Here is a 15,955-nt window from a genome sequence, read left to right as displayed (position 1 = left end):
GCGGCTCACGTGCGGTCCCATCCCCCTAGAGTGGTGGACATGGAGCAGACTGCACGTGTGAAGCCCACGATCTCCCGCCGTTCGGCGAAGGTGCGCCCCTTCGCCGTCATGAATATCCTCAACCGCGTCTTCGAGATGCGGTCGCAGGGTCGTGACGTCATCTCACTCTGCGTGGGTGAGCCGTCCCAGGGCGCGCCCGCAGGCGTCCGCCGCCGAGCCGCCGAGGTCGTGCTCGACGGGACCGGCCTGGGCTATTCGGAGGTGTTCGGGATCGTCCCGCTGCGGGAGCGGATCGCTGAGCACTACAAGCGCTGGTACGACGTCGACGTCCCGATCGAGCGCATCGCCGTGACCAGCGGATCGTCCGGTGCATTCGACATGGTGTTCCTCGCGAGCTTCGACGCAGGCGACCGGGTCGCGCTCGCCACCCCGGGCTACCCCGCCTACTCGAACATCCTCCGGGCGCAGGACGTCGAGGTCGTCGAGCTGCCCTGCGGCCCGGACGTCCGGTTCCAGCCGACGGTGGAGATGCTGGAGGCCGCGCACAGCCAGGCCCCGCTCAAGGGCCTCATGCTCGCCTCGCCCGCGAACCCCACCGGCACGATGATCGAGAAGCCGGAGCTTGCCGCGCTCACCGCGTGGTGCGAGTCCAACGGCGTGCGGCTCATCTCCGACGAGATCTACCACGGTGTGACGTTCACGGACTCGCACGGGACCTCGGCGCTGGAGTGCGGTGACGACGCAGTCGTCATCTCCTCCTTCTCGAAGTACTGGGGGATGACGGGGTGGCGGCTGGGCTGGGCGATCCTGCCGGAGGACCTCGTCGCCCCCTGCGATGCGATCGCGGGGAACCTGTCGCTGTGCCCGCCGGTGCCGGCGCAGCACGCGTGCGTCGAGGCTTTCACCGACGAGGCCTACGAAGAGTGCGATGCGGCCGTGGTGGGGTTCGCGACCGCGCGCCAGTACGTGCTCGACGCCGTCGACGACCTGCAGTGGAAGGACATGGCCCCGGCCGACGGAGCGTTCTACATGTACTTCCGCGTCGATGACGTCCTGGGGCCCTACGCCGATGCGTCGGACTGGTGCGCCGGCCTGCTCGAGACGGAGGGCGTCGCGCTGGCGCCCGGCGCCGATTTCGACCCGATCAACGGCCACAATGCCGTCCGGCTGTCGCTGGCCGCGGGACCGGAGAACATCGCCGAGGCGCTGGTCCGGATCCGCCGCTTCCAGGCTTCGCTGGGCTGAGGACGGGGGAGACCGCGGCGCATTCCGAGGAGCGACGGGGGAGTCTGACGCGCGGCCACACCGGTGTGACGGCCGCGGACGTGAAGACGACGCAGACCGACGTGGATCCTGCCGCGTGGGTGGAGCAGCTGGAGTGGCCGCGCCGGCGGGAGCACGGCCGCCTGCTGCTCGAGGTGTTCGGGCGGGTCACGGGCGAGCAGCCGGTGATGTGGGGGCCGACGATGGTGGGGTACGGCGAAGTGCACTACGTGTCCTCGGCGGGTCGCGAGGGCGACTGGTTCCTCGTGGGCTTCAGTCCCCGGAAGGCGAACATCTCCCTCTACGGGCTGCAGGGCTCGGCGCGCTCCGACGAGTTGCTGGCGCAGCTGGGCAAGCACCGGGTCGGTGCGGGATGCGTGTGGATCAACAAGCCGGAGGACGTGGACCTCTCCGTGCTCGAGGCCCTCATCCGGGAGGCCTGGGCAGCGGTGGAATGAGACGACCACCGGGTCCGTGACAGGATGCAGAGATGACGAAGGCCATCGTGATCGGCAGCGGCCCCAACGGTCTCGCCGCCGCAGTGACCCTCGCCCGGAACGGGGTCGAGGTCACGGTTCTGGAGGCGGCGGACGAGGTGGGCGGCGGCACGCGATCCGCGGAGCTCACCGTCCCCGGCCTGCTCCATGACGAATGCTCAGGATTCCACCCGCTCGCCGTGGACAACGCATTCACCCGGTCCGTCGATCTGGCGGATCACGGTCTGCGCTGGTCCCGGCCAGATGTCCAGTACGCCCATCCGCTGGACGGGGGCGGCGGAGCAGCGGTCTGGCAGGACGTCTCCACGACGGCGCGGCACCTGTTCGATGACGGGGCACGGTGGGCGCAGGTCTTCGGGACGCTGGCGACGCACTTCCCCGACATCGCGGATGACTTCCTGCGCCCGATGCTGCGTGTCCCTCAGCATGTCCTGAAGCTCGGGATGTTCGGGGCGTTCGCAGGCCCACCGGCGTCGTGGGTCGCCCGGCTGTGGCGGACAGAGGAGGCGCGGGCACTCTTCGCCGGTGCGGCAGCGCACTCGTTCCGGCCGCTGGATTCTCTGCTGTCCTCGGCGATCGGGGTGGCCCTGGGAACCGCCGCGCACACGTACGGCTGGCCGGTGGCGGAAGGCGGTTCGCGGAGCATCGCCCGTGCGATGTGCGCGTCGCTGGAGAGCTCTGGCGGGACAGTGGAGACGGGGATCCGAGTCGACGCACTCGCCGATCTGCCTGCTTCAGACATCGTCATGCTCGATACGAGCCCTGCAGCGGCAGTCCGGATCGTGGGTGACGCGCTGCCGGGACGCGTGGCGCGGGGACTGAGCCGGTTCCGACACGGTCCCGGTGCATTCGTCGTGAACTTCGCCGTCGAGGGCGGGATCCCGTGGACCTACGAACCAGCGCGTCGCGCCGGCACTCTTCACCTGGGCGGGCGCTTCGACGAGATCGCTGCTGCCGAGGCCGCGATCAACCGGGGGCACATGCCGGAGAAGCCGTTCGTCCTTCTGGGTCAGCAGTACCTGGCGGACTCGCAGCGTTCGCGCGGCGGTGTTCATCCGGTCGACGCCTATGCGCACGTCCCGGCTGGCTACGACGGCGATGCGACGAGGGCCATCGAAGACCAGATCGAGCGCTTCGCTCCCGGCTTCCGGGACCGTGTCATCGCGCGGAACGTGCGCACCACGACTGAGGTCGCAGCCGGCAACGCGAACTTTGTGGGCGGCGACATCGTCAGCGGCGCGAATTCGGCAATGCAGCTGGTATTCAGGCCGCGGCCCGCTCTGGATCCCTACTCGTTGGGAGTGCCGGGGCTCTTCCTCTGCTCGGCGGCGACGCCACCGGGCGCGGGTGCGCACGGCATGGCCGGGTACAACGCTGCGATGTCCGCGCTCGCGCAGTGCGGTGGCGATCGACGAGCATGAGCAGCGTCGATGGGCAGGCGACGGCGTGCCTCGTTCCCATCGGCGACCGGATGAACGGCTGAGATCCAGGAGGAACGGATATGACCGAGACAGAGCACAATGCCGAGCAGCGCGATGCGGAGCGCGGCGCTGAAGCCGCGCCGACCATCTTCATGACGGGAGGAAGCCGCGGGATCGGGCTCGCGATCGCCACGAAGCTGGCGGCAGGAGGCGCGAAGGTCGCGCTCATGGCGAAGACGGATACACCGGACCCTCGCTTGCCGGGCACGGTGCACACTGCCGCGGCGCAGATCGAGGAAGCCGGGGGACAGGCGCTTCCGATCATCGGAGACGTGCGGGACGACGTCGCGGTCGGTGAGGCGATCGCACGCACGGCGGAGCGCTTCGGCGGGATCGACATCGTCGTGAACAACGCGTCGGCCATCGCGCTGCAGGGCTTCGGTGAGTTGTCGATGAAGCGCTACGACCTCATGCAGGACATCAACGCGCGCGGCACGTTCAGCGTGCTCTCGCATGCGCGGGAGCATCTGCTGAAGTCCGCTCGTCCGCGCGTGCTCACACTGTCGCCTCCGTTGGCGCTGGAGCCGCAGTGGTTGGCGGAGTACGCGCCGTACACGCTCAGCAAGTTCGCCATGACGATGCTGACGGTCGGGTTCGCGGAGCAGCACCGTGCTGAGGGTGTCGCAGCGAGCTGCCTGTGGCCGCAGACCCTCATCGCCACGGCGGCAGTGCAGAATGTGGTCGCAGGTGACGAGGGGATGAAGTCCGCCCGCCGCCCGGAGATCATGGCCGATGCCGCGGCACGGGTCCTCTCGATGTCGGCGGATGAGGCGAACGGGCAGTGCTTCGTCGACGAAGCGGTGCTGCGGGATGCGGGGACCAGTGACTTCTCGCAGTATCTGTTCGAGGGGGCGACCGAGGAGAGCCTGGAGAAGGACCTCTTCCTCTGAGCGGACGGTTTCTCTGTGCTGGCGGTTCCTCTGAGCGGACGCCGCCGTGCGGTGCTGGCGGGCGGCTGACCCGTCAGCCTGGCACGTTGATTCAGCAGTTCGGCACAGTGAGTCGACATTCCTGCACACGGGACAGGTGATTCCTGTGCAGGATTGATGGGTCAGTCGAGCTGAGGCGTCCGTCAGACAGTGACGCGTGCGGGGCCGGCGAGGACACGCGCTCCCGGCGGATCACCGCTGCGGCGGCCCGCTCAGTCGTCCTCGGGGTGCTCCAGTGCGTGATCGAGTGCGTCGATGAGGATGTGCGACACGTGCGCGTCCTTGAAGGAGTAGATCGCCTCACGCCCCACCCGGTCGACGTCGACGAGGTGCAGGCTGCGCAGCTGCTTGAGGTGCTGCGAGACGAGCGGCTGCGACAGTCCCGTCTCGTCGACGATCTCCGTCACGCTCGCCTCTCCTTGGGTGAGGACGAGGAGGATGCGCAGACGAGAGCTGGCAGCCAGAGCCTTGAAGACCTCGGCGGTCCGTTCTATCGCAGCTGCGTCATAGGGGGGCGTGCGGACTTCGCCGACCTCCGGCTCGCAGATCTCGACGGGACCGGGCTGCGCGCCGGAGGGAGGAATCGCCGTCGGGCCGCGGCGCAGACCGCTGCCCGCTGTCCCGCCGACGGAGGAGTACCGGGCGCGGTCCCGCGATCCGCGTGTCTGATCAACCATGGGTCGAATCGTATCGCTCCGCTGGCCGATCGTCCCGGGAACGTCGCCCGCGCTGCCGCACCACGAGCCGGTTTGGCCCGCCACCGCGCGCCTGACAAGATTGTGGCATGCGTTACATCGTTGCGATCGCCGCCGCCGTGCTCGTGCTCCTGCTGCTGTCAGCCACGACCGGCTTCGGTGACTGGCCCCGACCGTGGGGGCCGCTGTCCCGCGGCGCGGTGGGAGGCGCCATCGCGATCGGCGTCCTGATCATCTGGGAGCAGCTCTATCCCCGCGAGGATTCGCTGACCGAAGAGGAGAAGGAGCGCATCGCCCTCGAGGATGCACAGGGTGTGGGTGCGATCAGCACGGTGTCGGGCGACTCGGGCAGTCCGGTCGAGGACGAGCCCGCGCCTGCTGAGGCCGGGTCCGGTGCTGCCGATGACGCCGCGCCTGCGGCGGATGGCACTGCCCCCAGCGACGACGAGGACCCCCGCGCCTGAGCGCGAGGGTCCTGCCGCGGACCAGCCGGCCCCGTTCGGCCGACTGGTCAGGCTGAGCCGGTCGGTCGAACCAGACGGCCGAACCGGCCCCATGAGGTCAGTCGATGGGATCGACGTCGTCGTTCTCCTCGAGCAGCTCGTCTGCCAGGGCTTCCCACTTGTCGTAGGCATCGGGGAACGCGGATCGCTGCACGGCCTGCGCGGCGGCGCCCGGGTTCATGTCCTCCCAGCCTGCGATGTCGTCGAGGCCCGGATTGGCGACCTCGTCGTTCGTGCCGAAGAACGACTGGGTCGCGCGGACTGGGTCCGTGACGTCCGACTGCGAGCCCCAGCCCGTCGAGGGGCGCTGCTGGAAGAGTCCGGCGGAGTCGCGGTCGCCGCCGTCCAGGTTCTCGAGGCCCGACTCCTGCATCGCGGTCATGAGTGCGATCGTGATGGCTTCGTCGGACACGTCATCGGCTTTCCCCGTGCCGATGATCGTCCGGGCGTTGTCGACCTGCTCCTCGGAGAGGCCGGAGGCAGTCACGCCTGCCGCCGCGGCTGCGACACCGCTGTCTGCGGGGGCCGCGAACGCGGATGAGGGTGTGAGGAGGAGGCCTGCTGAGAGGGCTCCGGTGGTGAGGGCGGCTGCCAGGAGGCCTGTGCGAGTGACGGCCTTCCGCGACGAATCCGGCATAGGGACTCCGTTCAGGATGTATGGGGTTCAGGATGCACGGGCTGTGCTCGTGCTCGTGCTCGGCGAGGTCGATGGGCGACGACGCGGAGACCACGGTGACAGCCGCAGAACCCCGGTTTCAAGCGGCTCGACCGCTTCCGACCGCGGGAGGGGCGCGGCGGGGGCGGCGAGTCCGGAAAGCTGAACGAAGCATGAGAGCCACGCCGATGTGTCGTTACCGCTTTGTGATGCGGAACGATCCGGTCCGCGACAGGGCGCGCAGAAGATAACGAATTGATAACTGTCAAGGTGCTTCATGTTCGCTCAGTGACCGCTGGACTCGGCGAGAAACAGCAACACGAAGTGGGACACAGCGGGACCCCGGGCCGAAGCGACCCGGGGTTCCGCTGACTCGCCGACAGCGGTCACAGACCGTTCAGGCGGTACGGGACGTAGGAATCATCCTGGTCGTAGGGGTACGCGATCTCGCGCTCCACGGCACCGGTCGCTCCCGCCTGCTCGAGACCGTTGTACGAGGTCATGGACTCGTCCGTCCACCCCTCGAAGATCGTGACGTGGCCGGCGGCTCCGGCCGTGCCGGGCCCGCCCTTGAGCAGGATGTCGCCGGGCTGCAGATCCTCCTTGGCAATCGGATGCGCGACGTCCGGGAGCGTGACCGTCGACAGCGAGCTGTCGAGTCCCCACGCCATCGAGACGAACCCGGAGCAGTCCGTCCGGTACTGCACGCCGTCCGGATCGGGGAAGTAGTCGTACATCGAGTACGCGATGTTCTGGCTGGTCCAGTGCCGTGCGCGGTCGATGATCGCCTGGCGCTGGTCCGCGTTCTCCTGGTCCAGGACGACCGGGGCCTCGGATGCGGTGTTCGCGGACGTCTCCGCGCCCTGGCCGCCGGTGGCGGCGACTGAGCCGGCCGAGGCCGAGGTGCCGGTCGGCTCGGACGGCGCCGCGACCGCCGGTCCGGCGAGCAGCCCGACCCCTGCAGCGGCTGCGGCTGCCGCAGCACTGAGTGTCACGATGCGGCGGGATCGTGCGGGTCGAGTGACAGGCATCGTGGTGTCGTGATGGGCGTGGGGGTGAGTGTCGTTCTGCATGCTCATGGGATGTCTCCTCTGCGGGGTGGTCCGGCGGTGCCGGACGAAGCGTCTCGTGCAGTGTCGAGTCGCATGATGTGCGGTCCGAAGCGTCACGTGAGGGGTGCGACGTCGCCGTTCTGGGAGAGCAGGTCGCGTGCGAGCGGCTCCCACTGGGCATAGAGGTCCGGGTACGCGGACCTCTGGACGGCCTGCGCGGCATCTCCCGGCGCCATGGACTCCCAGCCGGCGATCTGCAGCAGTCCGGGGTTCGGTCCCTCCGGGTTCACTCCGTAGAAGGACTTCGAGGAGTAGACCGGATCCATGATGTCCTCCGGGGTCCCCCATGCCATCTCGGGCCGCTGCTGGAAGAGGCCCAGCGAATCGCGATCCCCGTAGTCGAGGTTCAGCATGCTCGACTCCTGCATCGCTGTCATGAGCGCGATGACGATGCCCTGGTCCGGGATGTCGGCACCTCGTCCCACGGCGATGATGGTGCGGGCGTTCTCGACCTGTTCGGGACTGAGCTGCGCCACTGTCGTGTAGGCCTCGATCCGTTCCGTATCGGTTGCGTTGAAGGGGGTGAGCGCGCTGCCGGACGTCTGGCTCGCAGCCGTGGTCGACTCGGCTGACGGTGCGGCCTGCGCGGAGGAGGGGGAGAGCAGCGGGGCCGCTGCCAGGGCTCCAGCGCTCAGGACGGTTGCGGCGATGATCCCCGTGCGTGTCACAGGGCGTGTCGACAGTGTCGACATGTCGGATTCTCCTGTCGTCTCTGTGTGCGGCGACGGGGCTTCGCGCGGTGAGCCCGCCGCAGGTGTCAGGTGCATCCGGATGCGGTGACCACGCTGGCAAAGCGGACGGGTGCGCACAAGGGACCTGCTCGTCCTGGACCGTTCCAGGCCGGCCCTGGAACGGTCCAGGTCAGGAGAGGGGAATGGTGTGTGATGAACTCCTGTGAACCACGTCTCCGCGGACGTGACCGCGTCGTGATGCGGCGAAGGACGCCCTGGTGAGACGATGTGCAGAAGGTCACGATGGGATCACTGGGAGTCTCCTCACCATTCGCCGATCAGCATCTGGCCGTGCTGTTTCCGCACGGCCTCACCCGGCGGCCGCGTCGGGTCAGGCACCTGGGTCTCCGCGCGTCCCCGTCTCGCGTTGAAAGGTGTGCGATCCCACGAGGCGAGGGGGCCTCGGCGGCGTGCATCCGTCTTGACGCGTAGGGCAGAATGGTACGCGGTCGTCTCATCAGACGACCATCCTCACTATCTGGAAGCATCACCATGCTGTGGAAGCTCGTCCGGCACTACGGCAGGCCCTATGCTGGCCATGTCCTCGCCGTCCTGGTGCTCCAGCTGGCCGCCACCCTGGCCACGCTGTACCTGCCCAGTCTCAACGCGGACATCATCGACAACGGCATCGCGACCGGCGATACCGACTACATCTGGCGAGTCGGCGGCATCATGCTCGCCGTCGCCATGCTGCAGGTCGTCACCGCGATCGCGGCCGTCTGGTTCGGCGCCCGCATGTCCATGTCGATCGGCCGCGATCTCCGGCAGGCCATCTACCTGCGCGTCGACCGATTCTCCGCTGAGGAGATGGGACGGTTCGGCGCTCCCACGCTCATCACCCGCGGCACGAACGACGTGCAGCAGGTGCAGATGGTCGTCCTCATGGCGCTGAACTTCATGGTGATGGCTCCGATCATGTCGATCGGCGGGATCGTCATGGCGATCCAGGAGGACCCCGGCCTGTCATGGCTGGTGTGGGTGTCGGTCCCGCTCCTGGTGGTCATCGTCGGTGTGCTCGCGAGCCGACTCATGCCGCTGTTCGAGCGGATGCAGCTGAACATCGACGACGTGAACGGCGTGATGCGCGAGCAGATCATCGGCATCCGCGTCGTGCGCGCCTTCGTGCGGGAGCAGCACGAGACAGCTCGCTTCACCGACGCCAACGCCGCACTCACCAAGACGTCGATCAGCATCGGTCGCCTCTTCGTGCTTATGGGCCCGGTGATCACGCTCGTGCTGCACCTCGCCACCGCCGCAGTGCTGTGGTTCGGCGGCCTGCGCGTCGACGACGGGCTCGTGGAGGTCGGCGCCCTCACCGCGTTCATGCAGTACCTCCTGCAGATCCTCATGGCGGTCATGATGGGCACCTTCATGTTCATGATGTTCCCGCGGGCGATCATCTCCGCCCGCCGCGTGGGCGAAGTGCTCACGACCACCGGATCGGTGCAGGAACCGGCATCTCCCACCACCCCGCAGAGGCGTGACGGCACCGTCGAGTTCCGCGGGGTGTCCTTCGCGTACCCGGGCGCCGACGCCCCGGTCCTCGACGACGTCTCCTTCACCGCCGAAGCGGGGAAGACCACCGCGATCATCGGCTCCACCGGCGCGGGCAAGACCACCCTGGTCAACCTGATCCCCCGTCTCTACGACGCGACCGCGGGCGAGGTCCTGGTCGACGGTGTGCCCGTCACACAGTTGTCCCGGGAGACCCTCACCGAGGCGGTCGGGCTGGTCCCGCAGAAGCCGTACCTGTTCTCCGGATCCATCGCGGAGAACCTCCGCTTCGGCGATCCTGAGGCCACCGACGGCCAGCTGTGGGCCGCGCTGGACATCGCCCAGGCGCTTGACTTCGTCGCAGACCGGACGACCGGTGACGGCGAGAGCGCCCGCAGCGGCCTGGAGTCCTCCGTCTCGCAGGGAGGCACGAACGTCTCCGGCGGGCAGCGGCAGCGACTGTGCATCGCCCGCGCTCTCGTGGCGAAGCCCCGCGTCTACCTGTTCGACGATTCCTTCTCCGCACTGGACGTCACGACCGACGCGAACCTCCGGGCTGCGCTGCCCGGATACACCGACGGCGCCACTTCGATCATGGTGGCCCAGCGCGTCGCCTCGATCACCGAGGCGGACCAGATCCTCGTGCTGGACGAAGGACGGATCGTGGGGCGCGGCACGCACGCCGAACTGCTCGAGTCCTCGGACACCTACAGGGAGATCGTCGATTCCCAGGTGCGGGCGGAGGAGGTGTCATGAGTACCGGTACGAACCGTCGCACGCGGCCCGAGGACCTGTTCCCCGACGTCCGCAGGCCGGCCTACCGCTCCCGCGCCTCGGGATCGACCGATGGTCGGTCCAGGGACGTCGTGGTGTCCGAGGACGAGATCGCCGAACTCGAGGCCGGCGCGGCCTCCGGCGACGGAGGTTCCGCGCCGCGGAAGGCGAAGGCCTTCTGGCCGTCGCTGGGACGCCTGTTCGCGACCCTCACGGACCACAAGGCCGGGATCGCGATGGTGCTGCTCTTCGGCGCCATCTCCACAGTGCTGTCCGTCTGGGCGCCCGCAGTGCTCGGTCAGGCGATGGACGTCATCTTCGACGGCTGGCTGGACGGCTCCATCGACTTCGTCGCGCTGTCCCAGAAGCTGTTCTTCGTGCTCGGCATGTACCTGGTGGCCTCCGTGTTCGACTGGCTGCAGGGCTTCGTGCTCAACGAGATCGTCATGCGGGTCGTCTACCGGTTGCGCCAGCGGATCGAGGCCAAGGTCAACCGGCTGCCCCTGAGCTACTTCGACACGCGCCAGCGCGGCGACCTGCTGTCGCGGACCACGAACGACGTCGACAACGTGCAGACCGCGATGCAGCAGGCGTTCGCGTCGCTCTTCTACGCGGTGCTCACCATCGTCGGCATCACGATCATGATGTTCGCGCTGTCCTGGCGGCTCGCCGTCATAGCGCTCGTGGCGCTCCCGATCGCCGCGCTCGTCGTGGGTCTCGTCGGGTCGAAGTCGCAGAAGCTGTTCGCCGCGCAGTGGAAGAACACGGGACGCCTCAACGGCCATATCGAGGAATCCTTCACCGGCCATGACCTCGTGACGGTCTTCGGCCGCCAGGAGGCGATGCGCGGAACGTTCGACGAGAGGAACGAGGACCTCTACGAGGCGTCCTTCCGCGCGCAGTTCTACTCCGGGATGATAATGCCGATCATGCAGTGGGTGACATACCTGGGCTACGTGGGCATCGCCCTGGTGGGCGGGCTGCGCGTCGCGTCCGGGCAGATGTCGCTGGGGCAGGTCACCGCCTTCATCCAGTACTCGCGCGAATTCAACGCTCCGCTCGGGGAGATGGCGGGCATGGCGAACATGCTCATCTCCGGTGTGGCGTCTGCTGAACGGATCTTCGAACTGCTCGATGCGGATGAGCAGGAGGACGATCTGTCGCAGCAGGCCGCGGCTGGAGCGCTGGATCCGAACGAGCCGCAGCCAGCGGAGTTGGAACAGCCGGTGCAGGGTCGGGTGGAGTTCGAGCATGTGGCCTTCTCATACACCTCGGAGAAGTCGCTCATCTCGGATCTATCCATCGTCGCGGAGCCCGGTCAGACGGTCGCGATCGTCGGACCGACCGGCGCCGGCAAGACCACGCTCGTGAATCTGCTCATGCGCTTCTATGACATCGACGCCGGCCGGATCCTGCTGGACGGCGTCGATATCAGCACGCTCGACCGCGGGGTGCTGCGCGGTCAGATCGGGATGGTGCTGCAGGACGCAGTGCTGTTCGGCGGGACCATCCGCGACAACATCCGGTACGGGCGACTCGACGCCACGGACGACGAGGTCGCAGTCGCGGCGAAGGCGACCTTCGTCGACCGCTTCGTGCAGACTCTTCCGGACGGCTACGACACTAAGATCGAAGACGGCGGAGCGAACGTGTCCGCGGGCGAACGCCAGCTCATCACCATCGCACGCGCGTTCCTGGCCCAGCCCGCACTGCTCATCCTCGACGAGGCGACGTCATCGGTGGACACCCGCACGGAGGTGCTCGTGCAGGAGGCGATGGCCGCGCTGCGGACTGACCGCACATCGTTCGTGATCGCCCACCGCCTCTCGACGATCCGCGACGCGGACACGATCCTCGTGATGGAGGACGGCGACATCGTCGAGCAGGGCGACCACGAACAGCTGCTGGCCGCCGAAGGCGCCTACCACCGTCTCTACATGTCCCAGTTCACGCAGGGCGTGGACATGGATGCCGAGGAGGCGACCGGCGTCACTCCGCCCGGCGACTGAGGGTCGCGCGCATCGCGTCGAGCACCGACGGGTCCTCGATCGTCGACGGGACGACCACGTCGCCCTCGCCGTCAGAGATCTGGCGCATCGTCTTCCGCAGGATCTTCCCCGACCGGGTCTTGGGAAGGGCGTCGACGACGTCGACGCGCCGGAGTGCGGCGACGGGACCCACCTCACTGCGGACCAGTGCGACGAGCTCCTGGGAGATCGTTTCCGGATCCGCGTTCGGCGACAGCACGACGAACGCGCGCGGCGACTGTCCCGAGGTCTCGTCGTGGACGCCGATGACCGCGCATTCGGTGACGGCGGGGTGCCCGGCGATCGCGGCCTCGAGCACGCCGGTGCTGAGGCGGTGGCCCGACACGTTGATGACGTCGTCGGTGCGTCCCATGACGAAGACGTACCCGTCCTCGTCGAGGTAGCCGGAGTCTCCTGTGAGGTAGGTGCCCTCGAACGTCGACAGGTAGGTGGACACGAAGCGCTCATCATCGCCCCAGATGGACGCCATCGTTCCCGGAGGCAGCGGGAGATCCGCGAGGATGAGCCCCTCCGTGCCGGCCGGCACGTCGTTGCCTGCCGGATCGACGACGCGCAGGCGGTAGCCCGGTGTCGGCACGGTCGGTGAGCCCGCCTTGAGCGGCAGGCGCTCGATCCCCAGCGGGTTCGCGGCGATGGGCCAGCCCGTCTCCGTCTGCCACCAGTTGTCGACGACGGGGATGTCCCTGCCCGTGGCCTCCGCCATGGTCTTCGTCGTCCACTCGTAGGTGTCCGGATCGAGGCGCTCGCCCGCGAGGAACACCGCACGCAGGGCGGAAAGGTCCGCGGTCCTCGCATGCTCGGCGTCCGGGTCCTCCTTCCGGACGACGCGCATCGCCGTGGGCGCGGTGAAGAAGACGTTCACGTCGTGCTGGTCCATGACGCGGTAGAACGCGCTGGCATCGGGAGTGCCGACTGGCTTGCCCTCGTAGAGGACGGTGGTCACCCCGGCGAGGAGCGGCGCATAGACGATGTAGGAGTGCCCCACGACCCAGCCGACGTCCGACGCGGTGAACATCGTGTCGCCGGGCTGCAGTCCGAAGAGATTGCCCATCGACCACTGGAGCGCGACCGCATAGCCGCCCGCATCGCGCAGGATGCCCTTGGGCTTGCCGGTCGTCCCGGATGTGTAGAGCACGTAGAGCGGGTCCGTCGCCAGCACGGGCACCGGGTCGATGCCCTCAGGCGTGGCGGCCAGCAGGTCGGCGTAGTCGAGGTCGAAGCCGTCCCTCAGCTCCGCGCGATGCTGCTCGCGCTGGACGACGACGCTGAACTCCGGCTGGGCCGTGGCGATCCGCAGGGCCTCGTCGAGCAGCGGCTTGTACTCGATGATGCGGGTCTTCTCGATGCCGCAGGAGGAGCTGATGACGGCCTTGGGCCGCAGGTCGTCGATGCGCACCGCCAGTTCGTTGGCCGCGAAGCCGCCGAAGACGACCGAATGCACGGCGCCCAGTCGCGCACACGCGAGCATCGCGATCGCGGCTTCCGGCACCATGGGCATGTAGATGACGACGCGGTCGCCCTTCGTGATCCCGCGGTCGGCGAGTGCCCTGGCGAAGCGGGAGACCTCGTCGAGGAGCGCTGTGAACGTGTACTCGCGCACGGTGTCCGTCACGGGGGAGTCGTACACGAGCGCCACGCGCTCGCCGTTGCCCATCTCCACGTGCCGGTCGAGCGCGTTCGCGCAGACGTTGAGGGTCCCGTCGGGGAACCACCGGTAGATGGGCGCGTTCGCGTCGTCGAGCGCCTGCGTGGGGGAGGTGACCCAGTCGATCGCCTGCGCGGCGCCCAGCCAGAACGCCTTCGGATCCTCTGCGGCGGCCTGCGCCACGGAGGCGTAGGTGCGCTGCTCGTCGTCGTGTGCGGCGGGTGTGCTCTGCGTCATACTCTCACTCTACGCCCGGCCGTGCGTGCGTGCCCTGCGGCACGTTGCACCGCCGTCGCGCGGCGGATCGCCGTGCGGCCGGCGCGCAGTCGCGAGCGATCGTGCCGGGACCTGCGAGGTGACTGTTGTCTGAGACCCGCGGAGGCTCTAGTCTTGAGTCACACGCAGCACTGAACGATCGTTCAAAGGAGAGCGAAACCATGATGCAGAGCCCGCAGCGCGCAGTCCGCACCGCCGTGTCCGCCGAAACGTCCGCGGGCAGTGCCGCGTCGGCGCTGGAAGACCTCACGCAGGACGAGCAGCTGGCCGCCAGCCGGCGGCTGCACTGGATGAACATGCTGAGCCTGCACGCGCACAGCCGCACGGATGACGTCGCGCTCACCGGGGCGGGCGGCACCGTGACCTGGGGGCAGCTGGACGCCCGGGTGAGCGCCGTCGCCGCGGACCTGCAGGAGCGGGGTGTGGCCCCGGGCGATCGGGTCTTCATCCTGAGCCTCAACAGCGTCTCCTACGCGACTGCACTCCTCGCGATCAACACCGTGGGCGGCATCGCCGTCCCCCTCAACATCCGATCGGTCGCCGCAGAGGTCGACTACCTCGTCACGGACAGCGGGGCGAAGGTTGGCTTCGCGGACCAGATGGGGGCCGGGATCCTCGCGGATGCGCCGGAGGCGGGGGTGATCCCGCTCATCGGCTTCGGCGAGCAGTTCGAGCAGATCGCGTCGTCCGGACGGACGCATCGGTCCGTCGACGTCGCGGAGTCGGACACCGCGCTCATCGTCTACACGTCCGGCACGACCTCGGCGCCCAAGGGCGCGATGCTCACCCACCTGAACTTCGCGGCGCAGACGATCAACACGAATCGACTGGGCCCCGCGGGCTCGGGCAGTGAGACGGCGATGATCGTCGTCCCGCTCTTCCACATCGCGGGGCTGGGCTTCCTCTATCCCGCCTTCTTCAACGGGACGAAGACCGTCATCGCGCCGCCGCAGGTGCTCATGAAGATCGAGGCGCTGGCCGACCTCATCGAAGCGGAGAATGTCACGAAGCTCTTCCTCGTGCCCACGCTCTGGCAGGCGCTGTGCTCCCTGCCCGGCATCCGCGAGCGGAACCTGCCGCTCGACGCAGTCTCGTGGGGTGCATCGCCGGCCAGTCGCGAAACCCTCCAGCTCATGGCGGACACCTTCCCGAACGCGGTGATCTCCGCGGCCTTCGGCCAGACGGAGATGTCACCCACGACCTGCGCGCTCACGGGGGAGGACTCGTTCCGGAAGATGGGCTCCGTCGGCAAGCCGATCGGGATGGTCGCGGCCCGGGTCGTCGACGCGATGGGCGACGACGTGGCGCAGGGTGAGACCGGCGAGATCGTCTACCGGGGGCCCGGCTACATGCAGGGCTACTGGAACAAGCCCGAGCAGACGGAGGAAGCGGCCGCGGGCGGCTGGTTCCACTCGGGTGACCTGGTGCAGGTGGACGACGAGGGGTTCTACTACGTGGTCGACCGGGCGAAGGACATCATCATCTCCGGCGGCGAGAACATCTCGTCCGTCGAGGTCGAGCAGGCCGTCGCCGCGCACCCGAAGGTCGCGGACGCGAGCGTGATCGGCGTCCCGGACGCAAAGTGGGTCGAGACCCCCCTGGCGATCGTGGCGCCGGCCGACCCGGAGGACCCGCCCACGCTCGAGGAGGTCCAGGCGTTCATCTCCGACCGGATCGCGTCGTTCAAGAAGCCCACCAAGCTGGAGGTCGTCGCGGAACTGCCCCGCAATGCCTCCGGCAAGCTGCAGAAGCACCTGCTCCGCAAGGAGTTCGTCCCGGAGGGGTGAGGTACGGGCCTCCGCCAGGCCCTGCCCCGCCAGGCCCCATCTCGCGAGGGACGAGCTGAGGGTTC

At 68.4% G+C, this 15,955-nt stretch carries 13 protein-coding genes; 8 read left to right on the top strand and 5 right to left on the bottom strand.

Annotation, left to right across the window (positions count from 1 at the left end):
- The first annotated feature begins 39 nt into the window (after positions 1–39).
- The 4 genes from FM105_RS13835 (at position 40) to FM105_RS13820 (ending at position 4,131) form a co-directional block, all read left to right on the top strand.
- Entirely contained in the window at positions 40–1,245 is a 1,206-nt protein-coding gene (locus FM105_RS13835) for a pyridoxal phosphate-dependent aminotransferase (protein WP_087009184.1), read from the top strand.
- An 80-nt stretch (positions 1,246–1,325) separates the two neighbouring features.
- The gene (locus FM105_RS13830) at positions 1,326–1,721 is read left to right on the top strand and encodes a DUF1801 domain-containing protein (RefSeq protein WP_256970421.1); all 396 of its coding nucleotides are present in this window, start codon (positions 1,326–1,328) and stop codon (positions 1,719–1,721) included.
- A 32-nt stretch (positions 1,722–1,753) separates the two neighbouring features.
- Positions 1,754–3,181, top strand: coding sequence for a phytoene desaturase family protein (locus FM105_RS13825; RefSeq protein ID WP_087009182.1), 1,428 nt, complete (start codon positions 1,754–1,756; stop codon positions 3,179–3,181).
- Positions 3,182–3,261: 80 nt separating this feature from the next.
- Positions 3,262–4,131, top strand: coding sequence for an SDR family oxidoreductase (locus FM105_RS13820; RefSeq protein WP_373404787.1), 870 nt, complete (start codon positions 3,262–3,264; stop codon positions 4,129–4,131).
- Positions 4,132–4,382: 251 nt separating this feature from the next.
- On the opposite strand, the gene FM105_RS15020 is transcribed toward FM105_RS13820, so the two are convergent.
- Positions 4,383–4,847: an ArsR/SmtB family transcription factor gene (locus FM105_RS15020; protein ID WP_087009179.1), complete on the bottom strand. Its 465-nt coding sequence runs from the start codon at positions 4,845–4,847 to the stop codon at positions 4,383–4,385.
- Between the two features lie 107 nt (positions 4,848–4,954).
- Between FM105_RS15020 and FM105_RS13810 the strand changes: the two genes are divergently transcribed.
- Entirely contained in the window at positions 4,955–5,329 is a 375-nt protein-coding gene (locus tag FM105_RS13810; protein ID WP_087009176.1) for a hypothetical protein, read from the top strand.
- A 97-nt stretch (positions 5,330–5,426) separates the two neighbouring features.
- Here the strand turns inward: FM105_RS13810 and FM105_RS13805 are convergent, their stop codons facing one another.
- From FM105_RS13805 to FM105_RS13795, 3 genes are all read right to left on the bottom strand, one after another.
- Positions 5,427–6,005, bottom strand: a complete 579-nt coding sequence (locus tag FM105_RS13805) for a hypothetical protein (protein WP_087009174.1) — start codon at positions 6,003–6,005, stop codon at positions 5,427–5,429.
- 404 nt (positions 6,006–6,409) lie between these two features.
- Positions 6,410–7,102, bottom strand: coding sequence for a cell wall-associated hydrolase (locus FM105_RS14740; protein ID WP_179207202.1), 693 nt, complete (start codon positions 7,100–7,102; stop codon positions 6,410–6,412).
- 86 nt (positions 7,103–7,188) lie between these two features.
- Complete coding sequence (locus tag FM105_RS13795; RefSeq protein ID WP_256970420.1) at positions 7,189–7,803, bottom strand: peptidoglycan-binding protein; 615 nt, start codon at positions 7,801–7,803, stop codon at positions 7,189–7,191.
- A gap of 555 nt (positions 7,804–8,358) precedes the next feature.
- Between FM105_RS13795 and FM105_RS13790 the strand changes: the two genes are divergently transcribed.
- The gene (locus tag FM105_RS13790) at positions 8,359–10,116 is read left to right on the top strand and encodes an ABC transporter ATP-binding protein (protein WP_087009171.1); all 1,758 of its coding nucleotides are present in this window, start codon (positions 8,359–8,361) and stop codon (positions 10,114–10,116) included.
- Positions 10,113–12,143 carry an ABC transporter ATP-binding protein gene (locus FM105_RS13785; protein ID WP_087009169.1) on the top strand — a complete coding sequence of 677 codons (2,031 nt, stop codon included), beginning with the start codon at positions 10,113–10,115 and terminating at the stop codon, positions 12,141–12,143. Before FM105_RS13790 ends, FM105_RS13785 begins: the two co-directional genes overlap by 4 nt.
- On the opposite strand, the gene FM105_RS13780 is transcribed toward FM105_RS13785, so the two are convergent.
- Positions 12,124–14,064 (bottom strand): acetate--CoA ligase, encoded by a 1,941-nt coding sequence (locus tag FM105_RS13780; RefSeq protein WP_087009167.1) that lies wholly within the window; start codon positions 14,062–14,064, stop codon positions 12,124–12,126. The genes FM105_RS13785 and FM105_RS13780 overlap by 20 nt on opposite strands.
- 200 nt (positions 14,065–14,264) lie before the next feature.
- Between FM105_RS13780 and FM105_RS13775 the strand changes: the two genes are divergently transcribed.
- Positions 14,265–15,890: an AMP-binding protein gene (locus FM105_RS13775; RefSeq protein ID WP_218777963.1), complete on the top strand. Its 1,626-nt coding sequence runs from the start codon at positions 14,265–14,267 to the stop codon at positions 15,888–15,890.
- The last annotated feature ends 65 nt before the right edge of the window (positions 15,891–15,955 follow it).

The organism is Brevibacterium yomogidense, from assembly GCF_900163715.1.
Classification (GTDB): Bacteria; Actinomycetota; Actinomycetes; order Actinomycetales; family Brevibacteriaceae; genus Brevibacterium; species Brevibacterium yomogidense_A.
The sequence above is the reverse complement of the archived record's forward strand: the minus strand, read 5'-3'. Positions and strand labels throughout refer to the sequence as shown.